Here is a 13,865-nt window from a genome sequence, read left to right as displayed (position 1 = left end):
CCGTTCGAGGAGCCCCCATGAACCGCACGCCCCCGTCCCGCCCCGCCGACGTCGATGTGGAGCGAGCCGTGCTGGACATTCCCGGGGTGGAGGAATTTCCTGGCCTCGCGCGCGCGTGGCGCTGGTCGCCCATGTTCCGGTTCGTGTTCTCGCTGGCGATGAACGCGGAGGGGACGCGCATCCACCAGGTGAACGCCCGAGACTCCTTCGACGAGGACCTGGCCCGGGCGGTGCTCACGTTCGCGCGTGAGCATCGTGCCGGGCTCGGCGAGAACCCCCGCCCGTTCGAGGTCGTTCCCGGGTTCTCCCACCCGGGCTACGGCTTCGACGCCGTGGTGGCCGTCCAGCCCGAGATCCACGGCTACTACGTGGGCCGCAACGAAGAGCTCAACGAGGTCGTGGTCGGGGTCTTCCCGGCGTACGTCCGGGAGTTCTCCGGGAACGAGACGCCCGAGGAGGCGCTCTTCCGCTTCAAGCGGATGCTGAACGCGGCGGACATGACCCGCGAGGCCGCTCCGTTCCTCCGGATGAAGTTCGACAACACGAGGACCGGCGGAGGAAGCGAAGGCGGCCTCCGTGGTTTCACCACCCCCGACGTGCTGCTCCGGGAGCTGGAGCTCCTGGAGGGCGCGCCCGGCAGCTTCGTGGAGTACGAGAACCGTCACGGGCGGGTATGGCGGATCGAGTGGAACGGCTCGTGGACCGTCGACGGCGAGGTCCGGGAGCACGCACCGGCCCCCGCCGAGGTCCTGGAGACCCTGAACTGACCTAGGTCGCGTCCTGCCGCCTCCGAGGGGCTCCTTGTACGGTGAGCAGCGCCGGGCCCGCGGCCCCGTCGGCCGGGGTTCCCAGACGTTTCGCGGCGGACCGGCGCTTCGCCGAGGTCTTGTCGCCCAGGCGGGTGACGGCCTCCTCCAGGGGGGGGCGGCGCCATGTCCGTCCTCCCGCTGTCCTCCCGCGTTCTCGCGGCCCGTCGGCCCGTCGGCCCGTCAGCCCGTCTTGGCCCAGTCGCCGCAGCCCGAGGACTTGAAGTATGCGTCGGAGGCGCTGACCTTGACGATGGCCGTGCCCGTCACGTTGTCGTTCGCCAGGATCGAGTCCGTGTCGTGGCTCGCGTCCTTCGAGCGCTCCCAGTAGCACTCCGCGTCCTTGTTGCCCGTCGACTTGTACGTGCCCGGGGCGATGTCGACGCCCACCTTGAACATGCCGCCGTCGCCCTTGAGGGTCGTCCCGGGCGTGCCCTTCGCCTTCAGGTCGACGGCCTCCCAGGTGCCGCAGCCCGAGGACTTGAAGAGCTTGTCCGAGGCCTTGATCTCGACGTACGACGTGCCCGTCACGTTGTCGTTGGCGAGGATCGAGTCCGTGTCGGCCGAGGCGTTCTTCGCGCGCTCCCAGTAGCAGCCGGCGTCCTTGTTGCCCGTGGAGCGGTAGAGGCCGGGCTTCACGTCGCCGCCGACCTCGAAGTCCCCGTCTCCGTCGATCGTGACGGCCTTCTTCTCCGGGGCCCCGGACTGCGGGGCCTTCTTGTCGCCGCCCTGCTTCGCGGGCTGCTCCTGCTTCGCGTCCGCCTTGGGGGACTCGGTGTCGCCGCCCCCGCCCATCGCTGCGCCGATCGCGATGACCGCGACGACCGCGCCGGCCGCGGTGAGGACCTTGTGGCGGGCGAACCAGTTGCGCTGCTGCTGCTGAGACATGGCTGTGGCACCTTCCGGGCGCTGTGAGGACTCCGCTTTCGGGACTCCGTGTTCCGATGGAGTAATCACAGCAGAAGCTGTGAACCGAGTCAACACCGTTCACGGGTTTCGAGTTCGCTCACGCCGTGAATCGGTTCGAGCGCTATGCTCGGTGTGTTCACACACGTACGAGGGGAGACGGACAGGTGCCCGAAGAGAGCACGGCAGAGGTCACCGCCGCCGGTATCGCCCGGCTCGCCGGGGTCGGCAGGGCCGCCGTCAGCAACTGGCGCCGGCGACACGCCGACTTCCCCAAGCCCGTCGGCGGCACCGAGACCAGCCCCTCCTTCTCCCTCGCCGACATCGAGCAGTGGCTCCGTGACCAGGGAAAACTCGCCGAAGTGCCGCTCCGTGAGCGCGTCTGGCAGCAGCTCGCCGGCCACCCCTCCGGCACCGTCGCCGGCCTCGTGCACACCGGCTGCGTCCTGCTCCTCCTCCGCGCCCGCCCGGGCGCCTGGACCGAGCTGGCCGCGCTCCCCGACGACCGCCTCGGTGAACTCCTGCCCGGCGTCTTCGAAGAGGTCCTCACCGCCCGCTTCGGTCTGCCCAGGTCTGTTCACACCCCCACCCCGGCCGACACGCTCCCCGCCGTGCCCCTCCTCCGCGCCGCCGTCGAGCTGGCCGTCGAGCTGGGCGGCGCCCGCCAGGCCTTCGAGTTCCTGCTCGGCCGCCACCTCGACGCCAACCCCCGCCAGTACACGCTCACCCCGCCCCCGCTCGCCGAGCTCATGGCGGCCCTCGCCGCCGCCGCGGCCCCCGAGGGCCGCCCCGTGGCCACCGTCCTCGACCCGGCCTCCGGCACCGGCGGCCTGCTGCGCGCCGTCCCGCACCCCACCGCGCTCTACGCCCAGGACGCCGACCCCGACCTGGCCGCCCTCTCGGCCCTCCGGCTCGCCCTCCACGGCGACGCCGACATCCGCGCCGCCACCGGCGACACCCTCCGCGCCGACGCCTTCCCGACCCTGAACGTCGACGCGGTCCTGTGCCACCCCCCGTTCAACGAGCGGACCTGGGGCCACGACGAACTCGCCTACGACCCCCGCTGGGAGTACGGCTTCCCGGCCCGCACCGAGTCCGAGCTGGCCTGGGTGCAGCACGCCCTCGCCCGGCTCCGCGACGGCGGCGCCGCCGTCCTCCTCATGCCGCCCGCCGTCGCCTCCCGCCGATCCGGCCGCCGCATCCGCGCCGACCTGCTGCGCCGCGGCGCGCTCCGGGCCGTCGTCGCCCTCCCGGCCGGCGCCGCGCCCCCGTACGGCATCCCGCTCCACCTCTGGGTCCTCGTCCGCCCCGGAGCCGACCAACGCCCCCCGGCGGAGACCCTGTTCGTGGACACCGCCGGGCTCGTCCCGGACGCAGGCCGCGACAGACTCCCCTGGACCACCCTGCGGAACGCGGTGCTCGACGCCTGGGCCGGCCGCGGCGGCGAGGAGTCCGTCGCCCGCGCCGTTCCCGTCATCGAACTCCTCGACGACGAGGTCGACCTCGCCCCCGCCCGCTATCTCACCGCCCCCGCCGCCGGCGGCACCGCCCCCGAACTCGCCGCCGTCCGCGACCGCCTGGACGAGACCCTGCGCCGCACCCAGGGCCTCACCCCCACCCCCGTCCCCGCGCGCCCCGCGCCGCGCCCCCTCACCACCGTCGGCGAACTCGCCCGCACCGGCGCCCTCCAGCTCCGTACGGGCGGCTCGGGCACGGCCCCCGCCGGCGGCGGCGTACCCGTCCTCACCGAGCACGACGTCCTGTCCGGCGGCGCGCCGTCCGGCACCCTCCCCGCCGGCGGCGGTCCGGGCGAGGAACGCGAGGAGCCCGTCCTCGTCGCCGAGGGCGATGTCGTCGTCCCCGTCCTCGGCGGCGGCGCCGTCGCCCGGGTCGTGGACGCCGCCACCGCGGGCGCGGCCCTCGGCCGCAACCTCCAGCTCCTGCGGCCCGAATCGGCCGCCCTCGACCCCTGGTTCCTCGCCGGATTCCTGCGCGGCACCGCCAACAACCGGCAGGCCAGCAGCTTCGCCTCGACTGCGACCCGGCTCGACGTGCGCCGTCTCCAGCTGCCCCGGCTGCCGCTGGCCGACCAGCGCCGCCACGGCGCCCACTTCAAGTCGCTCGCCGAGTTCGAGGAGGCCCTGCGGCTCGCCGCCCGCCTCGGCGAGCAGCTGGTTCAGGGGCTGTACGACGGTCTCGCGGACGGAAGTGTGGAGCCCGCGTGAAGGCCGTCATACTCTCTTGGTCCGACTTGGTCCGGTCAACCGCAGAGGCCTGATCGTCCGTCCTGGGGGAGCGTCGTATGTACGGTCAGGTGCCCACACCCGCGGCCACACCCGCACCCGCACCGCCGCGTGCGGCCGGCCCGTCGGCGGCCACGATCACCGTCCGGGTCCTCATCACGGTCCTGGTGGTCCTGTCGCTCGGCTTCCTCGCGTGGGTCGCCATGCTCCGGATCGCGATCATGCGGCGCACCGGGCGTGACTGGGCGCTCTTCTGGGCCCAGTTGGTGCTGAACATCGGCTGCGTGGTGCCGCTGGAGCAGCGGTTCGCCGACACCTGGATGAACACCGCCGGCATGATCGTGCTGCTCGTGCAGATGGCGATCGTGACCTGCTACTTCCTGGTGGTCGACATCCGCCACCACCAGCCGGCGCCGGTCGTGATCATGGTCCCGTCCCCGCAGCCGCAGCAGGCGTACCCGTACGGCACGCCGCCGCACGGGTACGCCACTCCCGGATACGCCACGCCGGGGTACGGCTACCCGCCCGCCGCCGTCACGGCCCCGAGCCCGGGCCAGGCCCCGGGCCAGGCCCCTGCGCCGGGCCCGATCCAGGGCTCGGCCCCGAGTCCGTACGTCCCCACCCCGCCCCCGGGCCAGGCCCCGCCGCCGCTTCCCGGCCACGCCCCCCGCATCGAGCAGGTCCGCGCCGAGCTCGACGAGCTCAGTGACCTGCTCCGGCAGACCGGGGAAGACGACGGTCGGGCATGAACGGGCGGGTGATCGGCGGGCGTTACGAGCTCGCCACCGTCATCGGGCAGGGCGGCATGGGCCAGGTCTGGACGGCGTACGACCGCAGGCTCGACCGCCGGGTCGCGGTGAAGCTGCTCCGGCCGGCCACCATGACGGGCCCGGCCACCGCCGCCGACGAGCTGCGCCGCCGCTTCGTGCGTGAGTGCCGGGTGACCGCGCACGTCGACCACCCCGGCCTCGTCACCGTCCACGACGCGGGCAGCGAGGGCGAGGACCTGTACCTCGTCATGCAGTACGTGGAGGGCGCCGACCTCGCCGACCATCTCGCCGAGCACGACCCGTACCCCTGGGAGTGGGCGGTCAGCGTCGCCGCGCAGCTGTGCGCCGTGCTCGCAGCCGTCCACGCCGTGCCGATCGTGCACCGCGACCTCAAGCCGCGGAACGTGATGGTCCGTCCCGACGGGTCCGTCATCGTCCTCGACCTCGGTGTCGCCTCCGTCCTGGACAGCGACACCACCCGCCTCACCCACACCGGTTCGCCCATCGGCAGCCCCGCCTACATGGCGCCCGAGCAGGCCATGGGCGGCGCCGTCGGACCCTCCACCGACCTGTACGCACTCGGCGCGCTGCTGCATGAACTCCTCAGCGGGAACGTGCCCTTCGCCGGTTCCACCGCGCTCGGTGTCCTCCACCGCCATCTGTACGAGCCTCCCGTGCCGCTCCGTCAGCTGCGGCCCGAGGTCCCCGAGCCCCTCGAAGCGCTCGTCCTCCGGCTGCTCGCCAAGGACCCGCGGGAGCGGCCGTCCGGTGCGCACGAGGTGTACGAGCACCTGCTGCCCCTGCTCCCCGCGCGCGGAGCCCCGGCCGGGCCGATGGACCCGACCCGGCCGTTCCTCCGCCCGCACGCGCCCTGGCCGGACCGCCCGGCGTCCGCCGCACCGGTGGCGCCACTCGCACCGGCGGTTCCGGCGCAGGCGCCGTCGCCCCTGCCCGTGACCGCTCCCGTGACCGCTCCCAGGAGTGACCCGAGGGCCTCGTATCCGCCACCGGTCCCGACCGCCCTCGTGCCCCCGACCGCTCCCGCCCGCCCCGACGTCGCCGCCGCCGTCGACGAGGTCAAGCGACTGCTGGGGGAAGGGGCGCTCACCCAGGCCGTCGACATGCTCGGCGGGATCCTGCCCGCCGCCGCGGCCGAGCACGGCGAGCGGTCGCCGGTCGTCCGCATCCTGCGGAAGCAGTACGCGTCCACGCTGATGGACGACGGCCAGTACCGGCGTGCGCTGCCCGAGTTGCGCCGGCTCGCGGCGGACCGCGACGCGGAGGCCGGGCCGGCGGATCCGCAGGCTCTTCAATTCCGATATGACGCCGCCCTGTGCCTGGAGCAGCTGGGGGAGACGGCCGCCGCGCTCACCGAGTTCCGTGCGGTCCTGCCGTACTACGAGGGCGATCCGGCCCGGGCCTTCGACATCCGGCAGCGGATCGCACTGCTCCTCGTGGCGACGGGGGAGCACGCGGCCGGACAGGACCTGCTCCAGCGGCTGTTGTTCGACGCGGAGCGCGCGTTCGGGCCGTATCACCCGCTTCCGGCGGAGTTGCGGCGGGTCCTGGAGCACCAGCGTCAGCTGGGGCCGCACTCCTGACGGAGCGCCAGAGTCACGACTCGACAACTGATCGGTCAATGGATCTCCTTGATCCTTTTTGCCCTTTTTGGCGCATGTAGCGTTCGCGTCAGATCATGTTCACGTCCCCAAGGAATCCCTCATGACGACGCCGCCCGCGCCCTTCACCCCCGAGCAGCCCGCCGCTCCGGAGCAGCCCGCCCCCGCGAAGAAGGGCAGCCGCATCCTGAAGAAGGTCGGCGGTGTCGTCCTCGCGATCGCCATCGCCCTCGGCGTGAAGCTCGGCCTGCCGTACCTCACCGGCGACGCCCCCGTGCACGCCAAGGCCGGCGAGTGCGTCACCGTGACGGGCCCGGACAACGACCCCAAGGTCGACACCACGGACTGCTCCTCGGGCAAGGCCGACCTGTTCAAGGTCGTCAAGGTCATCGACAACACCTTCGACGTGAACAAGTGCGGCGCGGAGCTGTCGGCGCTCGCGCAGCAGCTGGAGTCGGACAAGTTCGTGCTGTGCCTGGAAGAGGTCGCCGCGAAGTAGCTCGCGCGCACCCGCACGTCCGAGAAGGGCCGGACCCCCGCAGGGGTTCCGGCCCTTCTCGCGTGCCGGGCCCGACGCGCCGGCTACGGCCGGCCGAGGGGCCCCGGGTCCGCCGGAGGCGTCGGATCGGCGTCGGGCGTCGGATCGGCCCCGGGTGTCGGATCGGCGTCGGGTGTCGCTTCGTCCCCCTGCTTCGGATGCGCTCCGGGCTGTGGCGGAACCGTCCCCGCCGCCGGCTCCGCCCCGGGCTTCGGCGCCGCCCCCGGCTTCGGGCCGCCCCCGGAAGGCCGCACCGCCCCCGGCTCGGGTGCCGCGCCCGGCCCGGTCACCGACGGGGCGACCGGAGAGGGGGTGGGCGTGACCGGGGACTTGCTGACGCCCGGAGGCCGGGCGGGCGGCGCCGGAGTGGGGGAGACCGTGCCGGCGGGCACCAGGAAGAGCAGGTACGCGGCGGCCACGCCCGCGGCGGCGGCGACGGCCCCCAGCGACGCGAAGGCCACGCCGCGCACCCGCCGCAGCCCCCAGCTCCGCCCCTCCGGGGGCTCGTCACGGCGCAGGTCCCGGTACGTGACGAGGGCCGCGCGCGCGGCGAACGCGGCGCGCAGCCGCTCCTCGGTGACGGTGAGGGGGTCCTCGGCACGCGGTCTCATCGGCCCGCCTCCAGCTTCTTCTCCAGGGCGTCGAGCGCGCGGCTCGCGGTCGACTTCACCGTGCCGCGCGAGAGCCCGAGCGTCTGCGCGATCTGCGCCTCGGTCAGCTCCGACCAGTAGCGCAGGACGAGGACCTCGCGCTGGCGCCGGGTCAGCTGCGCGAGCGCGTCGAGCACGTGCCGGTGCTCCTCGGCGAGCAGCAGCCCCTCGTCGACGGGCGGCTCGGAGACCGGATGGGGCGGGGTGTACGCGCGCGCGGTGCGGCGCCTGCGCAGGACGGAACGGGCGGCGTTGACCACGGCCGTGTGCAGGTACGCGCCGGGGTCCTGGAGCCCGTGCAGGGAGGTGCCGTACGTCCGGCACACGGCGGCGAACGCGTCCTGGACGACGTCCTCGGCGGTGTGCAGGTCGTCGACGAGGAACAGCGCGAGCCGCACCATGTCGAGCCGCCGGGCCCGGTACAGCTCGGTGAGGGTGGGCGGCGGCCCCTGGTCCTCCGGGGCGTCCACCGCACGCAGATGCCGTCCCCGTACGGTCCCGGGGGCGTCGTCGGCCCGGGTCCGGGTCCGGGGCATACGGGCGAGCAGCCGGGCCCACCAGGGCGACGGCCGGTCCGGGTGTCCGGGTACGGGTACGGGTACGGGTATGGCGTACGACAACTGCACGGTCCTCGATCCGTTGCGGGACGGAGGGGCGGCCCGGCCGGACCTGCGCAAGCCCGGCCGGGCCACCCGCTCCTCGGTGCTACCGCGTGCTGCTACTTCTGGACGCGGGGCGCGGCACCGGCCGGAGCCGGGGCGGGCGCGGGGGCGGCCGTCGGCTTGACCGCCGGGGCCGGGGCGGGGGCGGGGCGAGCTCCCTGGTCGACGGCGGGCGCGGGCGCGGGTGCGGCGGCCGGGCCGGGCTTGCCGGGCGAGACGACCTTCGGGGCGACGCCCGGAGCCGGGGCGGCGACGGGCTCGGCCGCCGGGGCGGGCGTGCGGGGCGCGGCGGCCTTCGGAACGGCCTTCGGGGCGACGGCCGGAGCGGGGGCGGCAGCCGGAGCAGCCGGGGCCGCGTCCGGGACCGAGACCTTCGGCGCGGCCGGCGCGGGCTGCGGACCGGAGTCGGCGATGGCCTGCGCGGCGAAGCCGCCGCCACCGAGGAGGAGCGCGGCACCGGTGATGACGCCCAGGATGCGGGGGCGGGGGCGGAAGTTCCGCTTGGCGTGGCTGGACATGGGGTTCTCCCGAGGAAGGGGACGGACACGGTCGGGTGGAGCGGGTGAAGGGCGCCTTCACACCACCAGACGTGCGTCACCCCGCGAGGTTGCGACCGGCCTCGAGAAAGTTTCCGCAGGGGGCGGGACGGCAGCGGTGTGCGGCCGCCCCCCGCCCGCCGTCCCGCCCACCCGCCCGCCGTCCCGCCCCCCGCGGCTCCTAGTCGCCCAGCAGGCGCCACGCCGTCAGGGCCACGCGGGCTCTGGTCAGGCCCGTCGGGGTGGTGAGGTCCACGGACAGGGCCCTGCCGATCAGGTCGATGCGGCGGGCCACGCTGCTGTGGTGCAGGTGAAGGACGTCGGCGGCCCGGCGCAGCGACCCCGCCGCGCAGTACGCCTCCAGCGTGTCCAGGGTCTCCCGGGTCTCCCGGGTCTCTCGGGCCTCGTCGTCGGGATCCCCCGGGGCTCCGGCCACCCGGACGAGCGCCGCGACGTCGGGGTTGCCCCGTAGTACCTCCCTCGGCACCTCCGCGAGCAGCGCCAGCGCGCCCAACTCCGCGTGGTCGAGCACGGGTTCGCGCGCGGTGGTGAGGCGCAGGGCGGTGCGGGCCTCGCGCCACGCCAGTTCGGGCCCGTCCGCCGTGCCGATGCCCGCGCGTACGCCCGCGGGGAACCGGGCCCGGTCCACGGCGGAGGCCAGGATCACGCCGACCCCGCCGATCCGCGCCGCCTTCACGGGCCGCCCGGGGCAGACGACCCCGCCCACCTGGTCGAGCGGCAGCCGTGGCGACCGTACGGCGGCCACCCGGACCGGCGGCCCGGCGGCGAAGCCGAGGAGCCGCAGTGCCCGCGCGCGGGCCGCCTCGTCGGTCTCGGCGCTGATGACCAGCTCGACGAGCGCGGGGTCCGCCATGGTCGTACGGGCCGGACCGTACCGTTCGACGGCCCCCGCCACGGCGAGGGCCAGCCGGTCGAGCAGCACCTCGTCGAGCGGTCCGGCCGGGCCGGACCGCTCCAGCCACACCGTGCCGATCTCCTCCTCGTCGAGGACGACCGGGGCCGTGCCGGACGCGGGCCCGGCCGGGCCGGGGGCCTCGCGGCCGTCGGGCGCGACGCGGATCGTCCGCCCGGTGCCGTGGAGTCCGACGCCGGTGACGCACTCGGCGAGACCGGCCGAGGCCCGGGCGAGCGCGGGAAGGTCCACGCGCCTGCGCATCAGGGTGTCGTAGAACGCGACGATGCGGAGCGCGCCCTCGACGTGCGGATCGAGCCCGGACAGTCGTACGGCCAAAGCCTCCATGGCAGCAGGATAGGAGGACGGGCCAGCGGGACCCGGGCGCCGATCGGCGCGCGATCGGCCCCCGATGCCCGACGGACGGCGGACGACCCGGCGCGGGCGGCTCCCCGAGGATGACCGTCATGGACCCCGAACTCGAAGCCTTCGTACCGTTCTTCCCCCGCACCGACCTCACCGACCCGGTCACCGCGCGGAAGAACTTCGCCCAACTGGCCGCCGCCGTACCGGCCCCCGACACCACGGACATGGACGTCGAGGACCACACGGTTCCCGCCGACCCGCCCGTGCCGGTACGGGTCTACCGCCCGCACGGGGCCCGGGGCGCCGTCGTCTGGCTGCACGGCGGCGGATTCCTGATGGGCGATCTGGACACCGAACACCCGTGGGCCGGCCGGATCGCGGCCTCTTCCGGCGCGGTGGTGATCTCGGTGGGCTACCGGCTCGCCCCCGAACACCCCTACCCGGCCGCCCTGGACGACGCGTACGCCGTGCTGGAGTGGGCCGTCGGACACGCGGCCGAACTCGGCGTCGAGCCGGACCGCATCGCGATCGGCGGCCACAGCGCCGGCGCCAACCTCGCTGCCGCGGTGACCCTGCGGGCCCGCGACCGGCAGGGGCCGGCGATCCGTTTCCAGCTGCTCAACCAGCCGGGGCTCGACGACCGGCAGGACTCCTGGTCGGCGGTGAACTTCACCGACACACCGTGGTTCTACCGGGCCAAGGGCCTGGCCTCGTGGCAGCACTACCTGGGCGGCGGCCCCGCCACCCCGTACGCCGCCCCGGCCCGCGCGGAGGACCTGACCGGCCTGCCGCCGGCCTACCTCGCCACCGCCGAGTTCGACCCGAACCGCGACGAGGGCCTCGCGTACGCGCTGCGCCTGCTCCAGGCGGGGGTGTCGGTCGAGATCCACCAGTGGCCCGGCACCTTCCACGGTTCGCAGGCGATCCTCTCCGCCGAGGTCTCGCAGCGGCAGAACGCCGAACTCGGCGCCGTCCTGCGCCGAGCCCTGGCCGGATGAGCCCCGGCCGGATGAGCCCCGGCCGGATGAGCCCCGAGCGCACCCGCCCCCGCACCACCCGCATCCCCCGCACCACCCGCATCCCCCGCACCCCCCGCACCCCGTCCCGCACCTCCGAAGGAGTACGTACGCCGTGACACTCCGATCGAAGATCCGCCTCTCCCTGATCGCGGGAGTGGCCGCGCTCACCGCCTGCGCCGGCACGGTGGCGGCCGCCCCCGCCCCGCACACGACGACGGCCGGGACGACGGCCGGGACGACGGCCGGGACGACGGCCGGCACGACGGCCGGGACGAAGGCGACGCCGACCCGCGTCGAGCCCGCACGGCTGCGCACCGCCATGGACGACGTCCACCGGGCGGGCGTCCCCGGCGTGTTCGGCGAGGTGCGGGACGCCGGCCGGACCTGGCGCGGGGCCTCCGGGGTCGCCGACCTCGCCACCGGACGGCCCGTGAGTCCCGACATGCGCCAACGCGTCGGCAGCATCACCAAGACCTTCACCGCCGCGGCCGTCATGCAGCAGGTCGAGCGGGGCCGGATCCGGCTCGACGCGCCCGTCGGCGCCTATCTGCCCGACCTCGTACCGGGGGAGCGGGGGAGGAGGATCACCGTCCGGATGCTCCTCAACAACACGAGCGGCATCCCCGACTACATCCCGTACGCCTTCCCCTCCCTCCAGCGGAACTCGCCCACCAGCCTGGACGACAACCGGTTCCGCGAGTTCCGGCCGGCCGAGCTGATCGCGCTGGGACTCGCGGCGCCGCCCGCGGGCGAGCCCGGCGGCCCCACGGGCGTCTACTCCAACACCAACTGGCTGCTGCTCGGCCAACTCCTGGAGCGGGTCACCGGAACCACCGCCGAGCGCTACATCACCCGTCACGTCATCGACCGCGCGGGGCTGCGGCACACCGGGTTCCCGGACGGGCCGACGATCGACGGGCCGCACGCGCGCATGTACGAGTCGCTGTGGGGCCTGCTCGAACCGCCGCGCGACTACAGCGTCTACAACATGTCGTGGACGGGCACGGGGGCCGCCCTCGTCTCCACCATGGACGACCTCAACCGCTTCTACGCGCGGCTGCTCGACGGCCGGATCGTCAGCCGGTCGTCCCTGGCGCAGATGCAGCGCACGGTCCCGGTCCGCGCCCTGGACGGGACGATGATCGAGTACGGACTGGGCCTGCACAAGGTCGTCGTCCCCGGCTGCGGCACGTTCTGGGGCCACGACGGCTCGGTCTGGGGAGCCGGCACGATCTCCCTGACCCGGGCGGACGGCGGCCGACAGATGTCGATGGCGGTCAACCTCCAGCGCTGGAACCCCCGGAGCGCGGAGGGAACCCCGCAGCCCCACCCCATCGACACGGCCCTGGAGACGCTGTACGACCGGTCCCTCTGCGGTACGTAGCCGTGTGCGGCGGAAGGACGCCGAGCCGCCCCGGGAATTCCGGTGCGCCTCCCCGGGCGCCCGCATAGCCTCCCCAGCATGTCCCTTGAGATGAACGACGCCGTACGCGGCCTGCTCGACGCCCCGCACATGGCCGTGCTCGCCACCCTCAACCCCGACGGCGCACCGCAGAGTTCGGTGGTGTGGGTCGGCCGCGACGGCGGGGAGCTGCTGATCTCCACCACCCAGGGCCGGCGCAAGGCGCTGAACATGCTCCGGGACCCGCGCGTCGGCCTGACGGTCTTCGACCCCGCCGACCCCGACCTGTACGTCGAGATACGCGGCACGGCCACCGTCACCGAGGACACCGGCCGGGCGGTGGCCGTCCGCATCGCCGAGGAGTACCTCGGTCCGGGCGGCGGCAAGGAGTACGCGGAGGCTCCGCCGGAAGAGGTCCGCGTGGTCGTCCGCATCACGCCGACCAAGATCCTCGGCAGCGCCACCAGGGCTGCCGGGCCGCCGGAGGCGCCCGCCGACCGGCAGGACGGCCGGCGGGACGGCCGGCCCGTGGTCCTGGAGGAGATCACGGACGAGAACTGGCGGGGCGTCGCCGACGTCGCTCCCGCCGACGACCAGCGCAGGTTCGTCGCGGCGCTCGGCGCGCGCTATCTGCTGCTCTCCCAGCGGGGCGGGCTCTGGAACTCCCTCGCGGTCCGCGCCGGGGACGAGGTCGTCGGCCACCTCATGTGGGCGTACGACGACGAGGACGGCACCCACTGGATCGGCGGCATGGTCGTCGACGCCGCCGAACAGGGCAAGGGCATCGGCCGCGCCGCGCTGCGGGCCCTGCTCGGTCGCCTCGCCGCGCTCCCGGACTGCCGGGAGATACGGCTCTCGTACCACCCCGCGAACACCCCCGCCGCGCGCCTCTACGCGGGCCTCGGCTTCACGCCCACCGGTGACCGCCAGGACGAGGAGATCGTGGCGGCGCTGGGCGTGGAGGCCGCCGCCGCTGCCGCCGCCTAGGCCCGGTCCGGGGCGGTGGAGGTGTACTGGGCGGCGTACTCCCCGGTCGGCGGGGTCGTGGTGATGACGTCGATCAGTACGCCGTCGGGCGCGCCGAGGATGAAGTGGCGCTGGCCGAAGTCCTCGGTGCGGAGGGGGAGGAGCTCGGGGAGACCGGCCTCGCCGATCAGGCGGCGGTGCTCCGCGTCGACGTCCTCGACCTCGAAGTTGAGGAGCAGACCGCCCCGGGTGGGGATGCGGTGGCCCTCGGGGAGGGTCGGGTGGCTGTGGTCGAGGAGCGCGAGCTCGTACTGGGGCGCGTCGGGGCGGTGCAGGCTCACGTACCAGTCGGCCTCGAAGGTCGTCGTGAAGCCGAGGTGGCGGGTGTAGAAGTCGCGGGAGGCGGCGACGTCGCGGGTGCAGATCACGGGGTAGAAGCTGCTGAGTCGTCCGGTCGTCATGGGGTGGC

General features: G+C 74.5%; 14 protein-coding genes and 1 pseudogene. 9 read left to right on the top strand and 6 right to left on the bottom strand.

Translation table 11 applies throughout. The features are described 5' to 3' along the window. Nucleotides 1-17 precede the first annotated feature (17 nt). Nucleotides 18-767 (top strand): hypothetical protein, encoded by a 750-nt coding sequence (locus E0F75_RS28180; protein WP_229313765.1) that lies wholly within the window; start codon nt 18-20, stop codon nt 765-767. A gap of 222 nt (nt 768-989) precedes the next feature. On the opposite strand, the gene E0F75_RS28175 is transcribed toward E0F75_RS28180, so the two are convergent. Then, nucleotides 990-1,694: a hypothetical protein gene (locus tag E0F75_RS28175; protein WP_229313764.1), complete on the bottom strand. Its 705-nt coding sequence runs from the start codon at nt 1,692-1,694 to the stop codon at nt 990-992. 185 nt (nt 1,695-1,879) lie between these two features. Here E0F75_RS28175 and E0F75_RS28170 point away from each other — a divergent pair, with 185 nt between their 5' ends. The 4 genes from E0F75_RS28170 to E0F75_RS28155 all read left to right on the top strand — a co-directional run bounded on the left by E0F75_RS28170 (nt 1,880) and on the right by E0F75_RS28155 (nt 6,843). Beyond that, nucleotides 1,880-3,937, top strand: coding sequence for an N-6 DNA methylase (locus tag E0F75_RS28170; protein WP_229313763.1), 2,058 nt, complete (start codon nt 1,880-1,882; stop codon nt 3,935-3,937). Between the two features lie 77 nt (nt 3,938-4,014). After that, nucleotides 4,015-4,704, top strand: a complete 690-nt coding sequence (locus E0F75_RS40145; RefSeq protein WP_267499660.1) for a hypothetical protein — start codon at nt 4,015-4,017, stop codon at nt 4,702-4,704. Beyond that, nucleotides 4,701-6,326 (top strand): serine/threonine-protein kinase, encoded by a 1,626-nt coding sequence (locus E0F75_RS28160; protein WP_267499659.1) that lies wholly within the window; start codon nt 4,701-4,703, stop codon nt 6,324-6,326. Before E0F75_RS40145 ends, E0F75_RS28160 begins: the two co-directional genes overlap by 4 nt. Before the next feature lie 121 nt (nt 6,327-6,447). Then, nucleotides 6,448-6,843: a hypothetical protein gene (locus E0F75_RS28155; RefSeq protein WP_229313762.1), complete on the top strand. Its 396-nt coding sequence runs from the start codon at nt 6,448-6,450 to the stop codon at nt 6,841-6,843. A gap of 83 nt (nt 6,844-6,926) precedes the next feature. On the opposite strand, the gene E0F75_RS28150 is transcribed toward E0F75_RS28155, so the two are convergent. From E0F75_RS28150 to E0F75_RS28135, 4 genes are all read right to left on the bottom strand, one after another. Beyond that, the gene (locus E0F75_RS28150; RefSeq protein ID WP_229313761.1) at nt 6,927-7,493 is read right to left on the bottom strand and encodes a hypothetical protein; all 567 of its coding nucleotides are present in this window, start codon (nt 7,491-7,493) and stop codon (nt 6,927-6,929) included. Continuing rightward, entirely contained in the window at nt 7,490-8,152 is a 663-nt protein-coding gene (locus tag E0F75_RS28145) for an RNA polymerase sigma factor (protein ID WP_374115447.1), read from the bottom strand. The genes E0F75_RS28150 and E0F75_RS28145 overlap by 4 nt, the downstream gene beginning before the upstream one ends. A 98-nt stretch (nt 8,153-8,250) precedes the next feature. Continuing rightward, nucleotides 8,251-8,712, bottom strand: coding sequence for a hypothetical protein (locus E0F75_RS28140; RefSeq protein WP_229313759.1), 462 nt, complete (start codon nt 8,710-8,712; stop codon nt 8,251-8,253). A gap of 199 nt (nt 8,713-8,911) precedes the next feature. Beyond that, nucleotides 8,912-9,991 (bottom strand): helix-turn-helix domain-containing protein, encoded by a 1,080-nt coding sequence (locus tag E0F75_RS28135; RefSeq protein WP_229313758.1) that lies wholly within the window; start codon nt 9,989-9,991, stop codon nt 8,912-8,914. Nucleotides 9,992-10,110: 119 nt separating this feature from the next. Between E0F75_RS28135 and E0F75_RS28130 the strand changes: the two genes are divergently transcribed. The 4 genes and pseudogenes from E0F75_RS28130 (at nt 10,111) to E0F75_RS28115 (ending at nt 13,417) form a co-directional block, all read left to right on the top strand. Then, complete coding sequence (locus E0F75_RS28130) at nt 10,111-11,007, top strand: alpha/beta hydrolase (protein ID WP_229313757.1); 897 nt, start codon at nt 10,111-10,113, stop codon at nt 11,005-11,007. Nucleotides 11,008-11,140: 133 nt separating this feature from the next. Next, nucleotides 11,141-12,412 (top strand): serine hydrolase, encoded by a 1,272-nt coding sequence (locus E0F75_RS28125; RefSeq protein ID WP_229313756.1) that lies wholly within the window; start codon nt 11,141-11,143, stop codon nt 12,410-12,412. Between the two features lie 78 nt (nt 12,413-12,490). Then, nucleotides 12,491-12,826 (top strand): annotated as a pseudogene (locus E0F75_RS28120) (PPOX class F420-dependent oxidoreductase); the annotation flags it as partial. Between the two features lie 132 nt (nt 12,827-12,958). Continuing rightward, the gene (locus E0F75_RS28115) at nt 12,959-13,417 is read left to right on the top strand and encodes an N-acetyltransferase (protein WP_229313865.1); all 459 of its coding nucleotides are present in this window, start codon (nt 12,959-12,961) and stop codon (nt 13,415-13,417) included. Here E0F75_RS28115 and E0F75_RS28110 read toward each other — a convergent pair. Then, a complete protein-coding gene (locus E0F75_RS28110) occupies nt 13,414-13,857 on the bottom strand; it encodes a VOC family protein (RefSeq protein WP_229313755.1) in 444 nt (147 codons plus the stop codon). The genes E0F75_RS28115 and E0F75_RS28110 overlap by 4 nt on opposite strands. Between the last annotated feature and the right edge of the window lie 8 nt (nt 13,858-13,865).

It is taken from the genome of Streptomyces sp. CB02980 (assembly GCF_014451325.2).
In the GTDB taxonomy this organism is placed as follows: domain Bacteria; phylum Actinomycetota; class Actinomycetes; order Streptomycetales; family Streptomycetaceae; genus Streptomyces.
This window is presented reverse-complemented; position numbering and strand designations above follow the sequence as displayed.

What these genes read in the sequence shown, in the direction of transcription:
- E0F75_RS28180 (WP_229313765.1), top strand. Translation starts at nt 18, where the DNA reads ATGAACCGCACGCCCCCGTCCCGCCCCGCCGACGTCGATGTGGAGCGA.
- E0F75_RS28175 (WP_229313764.1), bottom strand. Translation starts at nt 1,694, where the DNA reads ATGTCTCAGCAGCAGCAGCGCAACTGGTTCGCCCGCCACAAGGTCCTC.
- E0F75_RS40145 (WP_267499660.1), top strand. Translation starts at nt 4,015, where the DNA reads ATGTACGGTCAGGTGCCCACACCCGCGGCCACACCCGCACCCGCACCG.
- E0F75_RS28160 (WP_267499659.1), top strand. Translation starts at nt 4,701, where the DNA reads ATGAACGGGCGGGTGATCGGCGGGCGTTACGAGCTCGCCACCGTCATC.
- E0F75_RS28155 (WP_229313762.1), top strand. Translation starts at nt 6,448, where the DNA reads ATGACGACGCCGCCCGCGCCCTTCACCCCCGAGCAGCCCGCCGCTCCG.
- E0F75_RS28150 (WP_229313761.1), bottom strand. Translation starts at nt 7,493, where the DNA reads ATGAGACCGCGTGCCGAGGACCCCCTCACCGTCACCGAGGAGCGGCTG.
- E0F75_RS28140 (WP_229313759.1), bottom strand. Translation starts at nt 8,712, where the DNA reads ATGTCCAGCCACGCCAAGCGGAACTTCCGCCCCCGCCCCCGCATCCTG.
- E0F75_RS28135 (WP_229313758.1), bottom strand. Translation starts at nt 9,991, where the DNA reads ATGGAGGCTTTGGCCGTACGACTGTCCGGGCTCGATCCGCACGTCGAG.
- E0F75_RS28130 (WP_229313757.1), top strand. Translation starts at nt 10,111, where the DNA reads ATGGACCCCGAACTCGAAGCCTTCGTACCGTTCTTCCCCCGCACCGAC.
- E0F75_RS28110 (WP_229313755.1), bottom strand. Translation starts at nt 13,857, where the DNA reads ATGACGACCGGACGACTCAGCAGCTTCTACCCCGTGATCTGCACCCGC.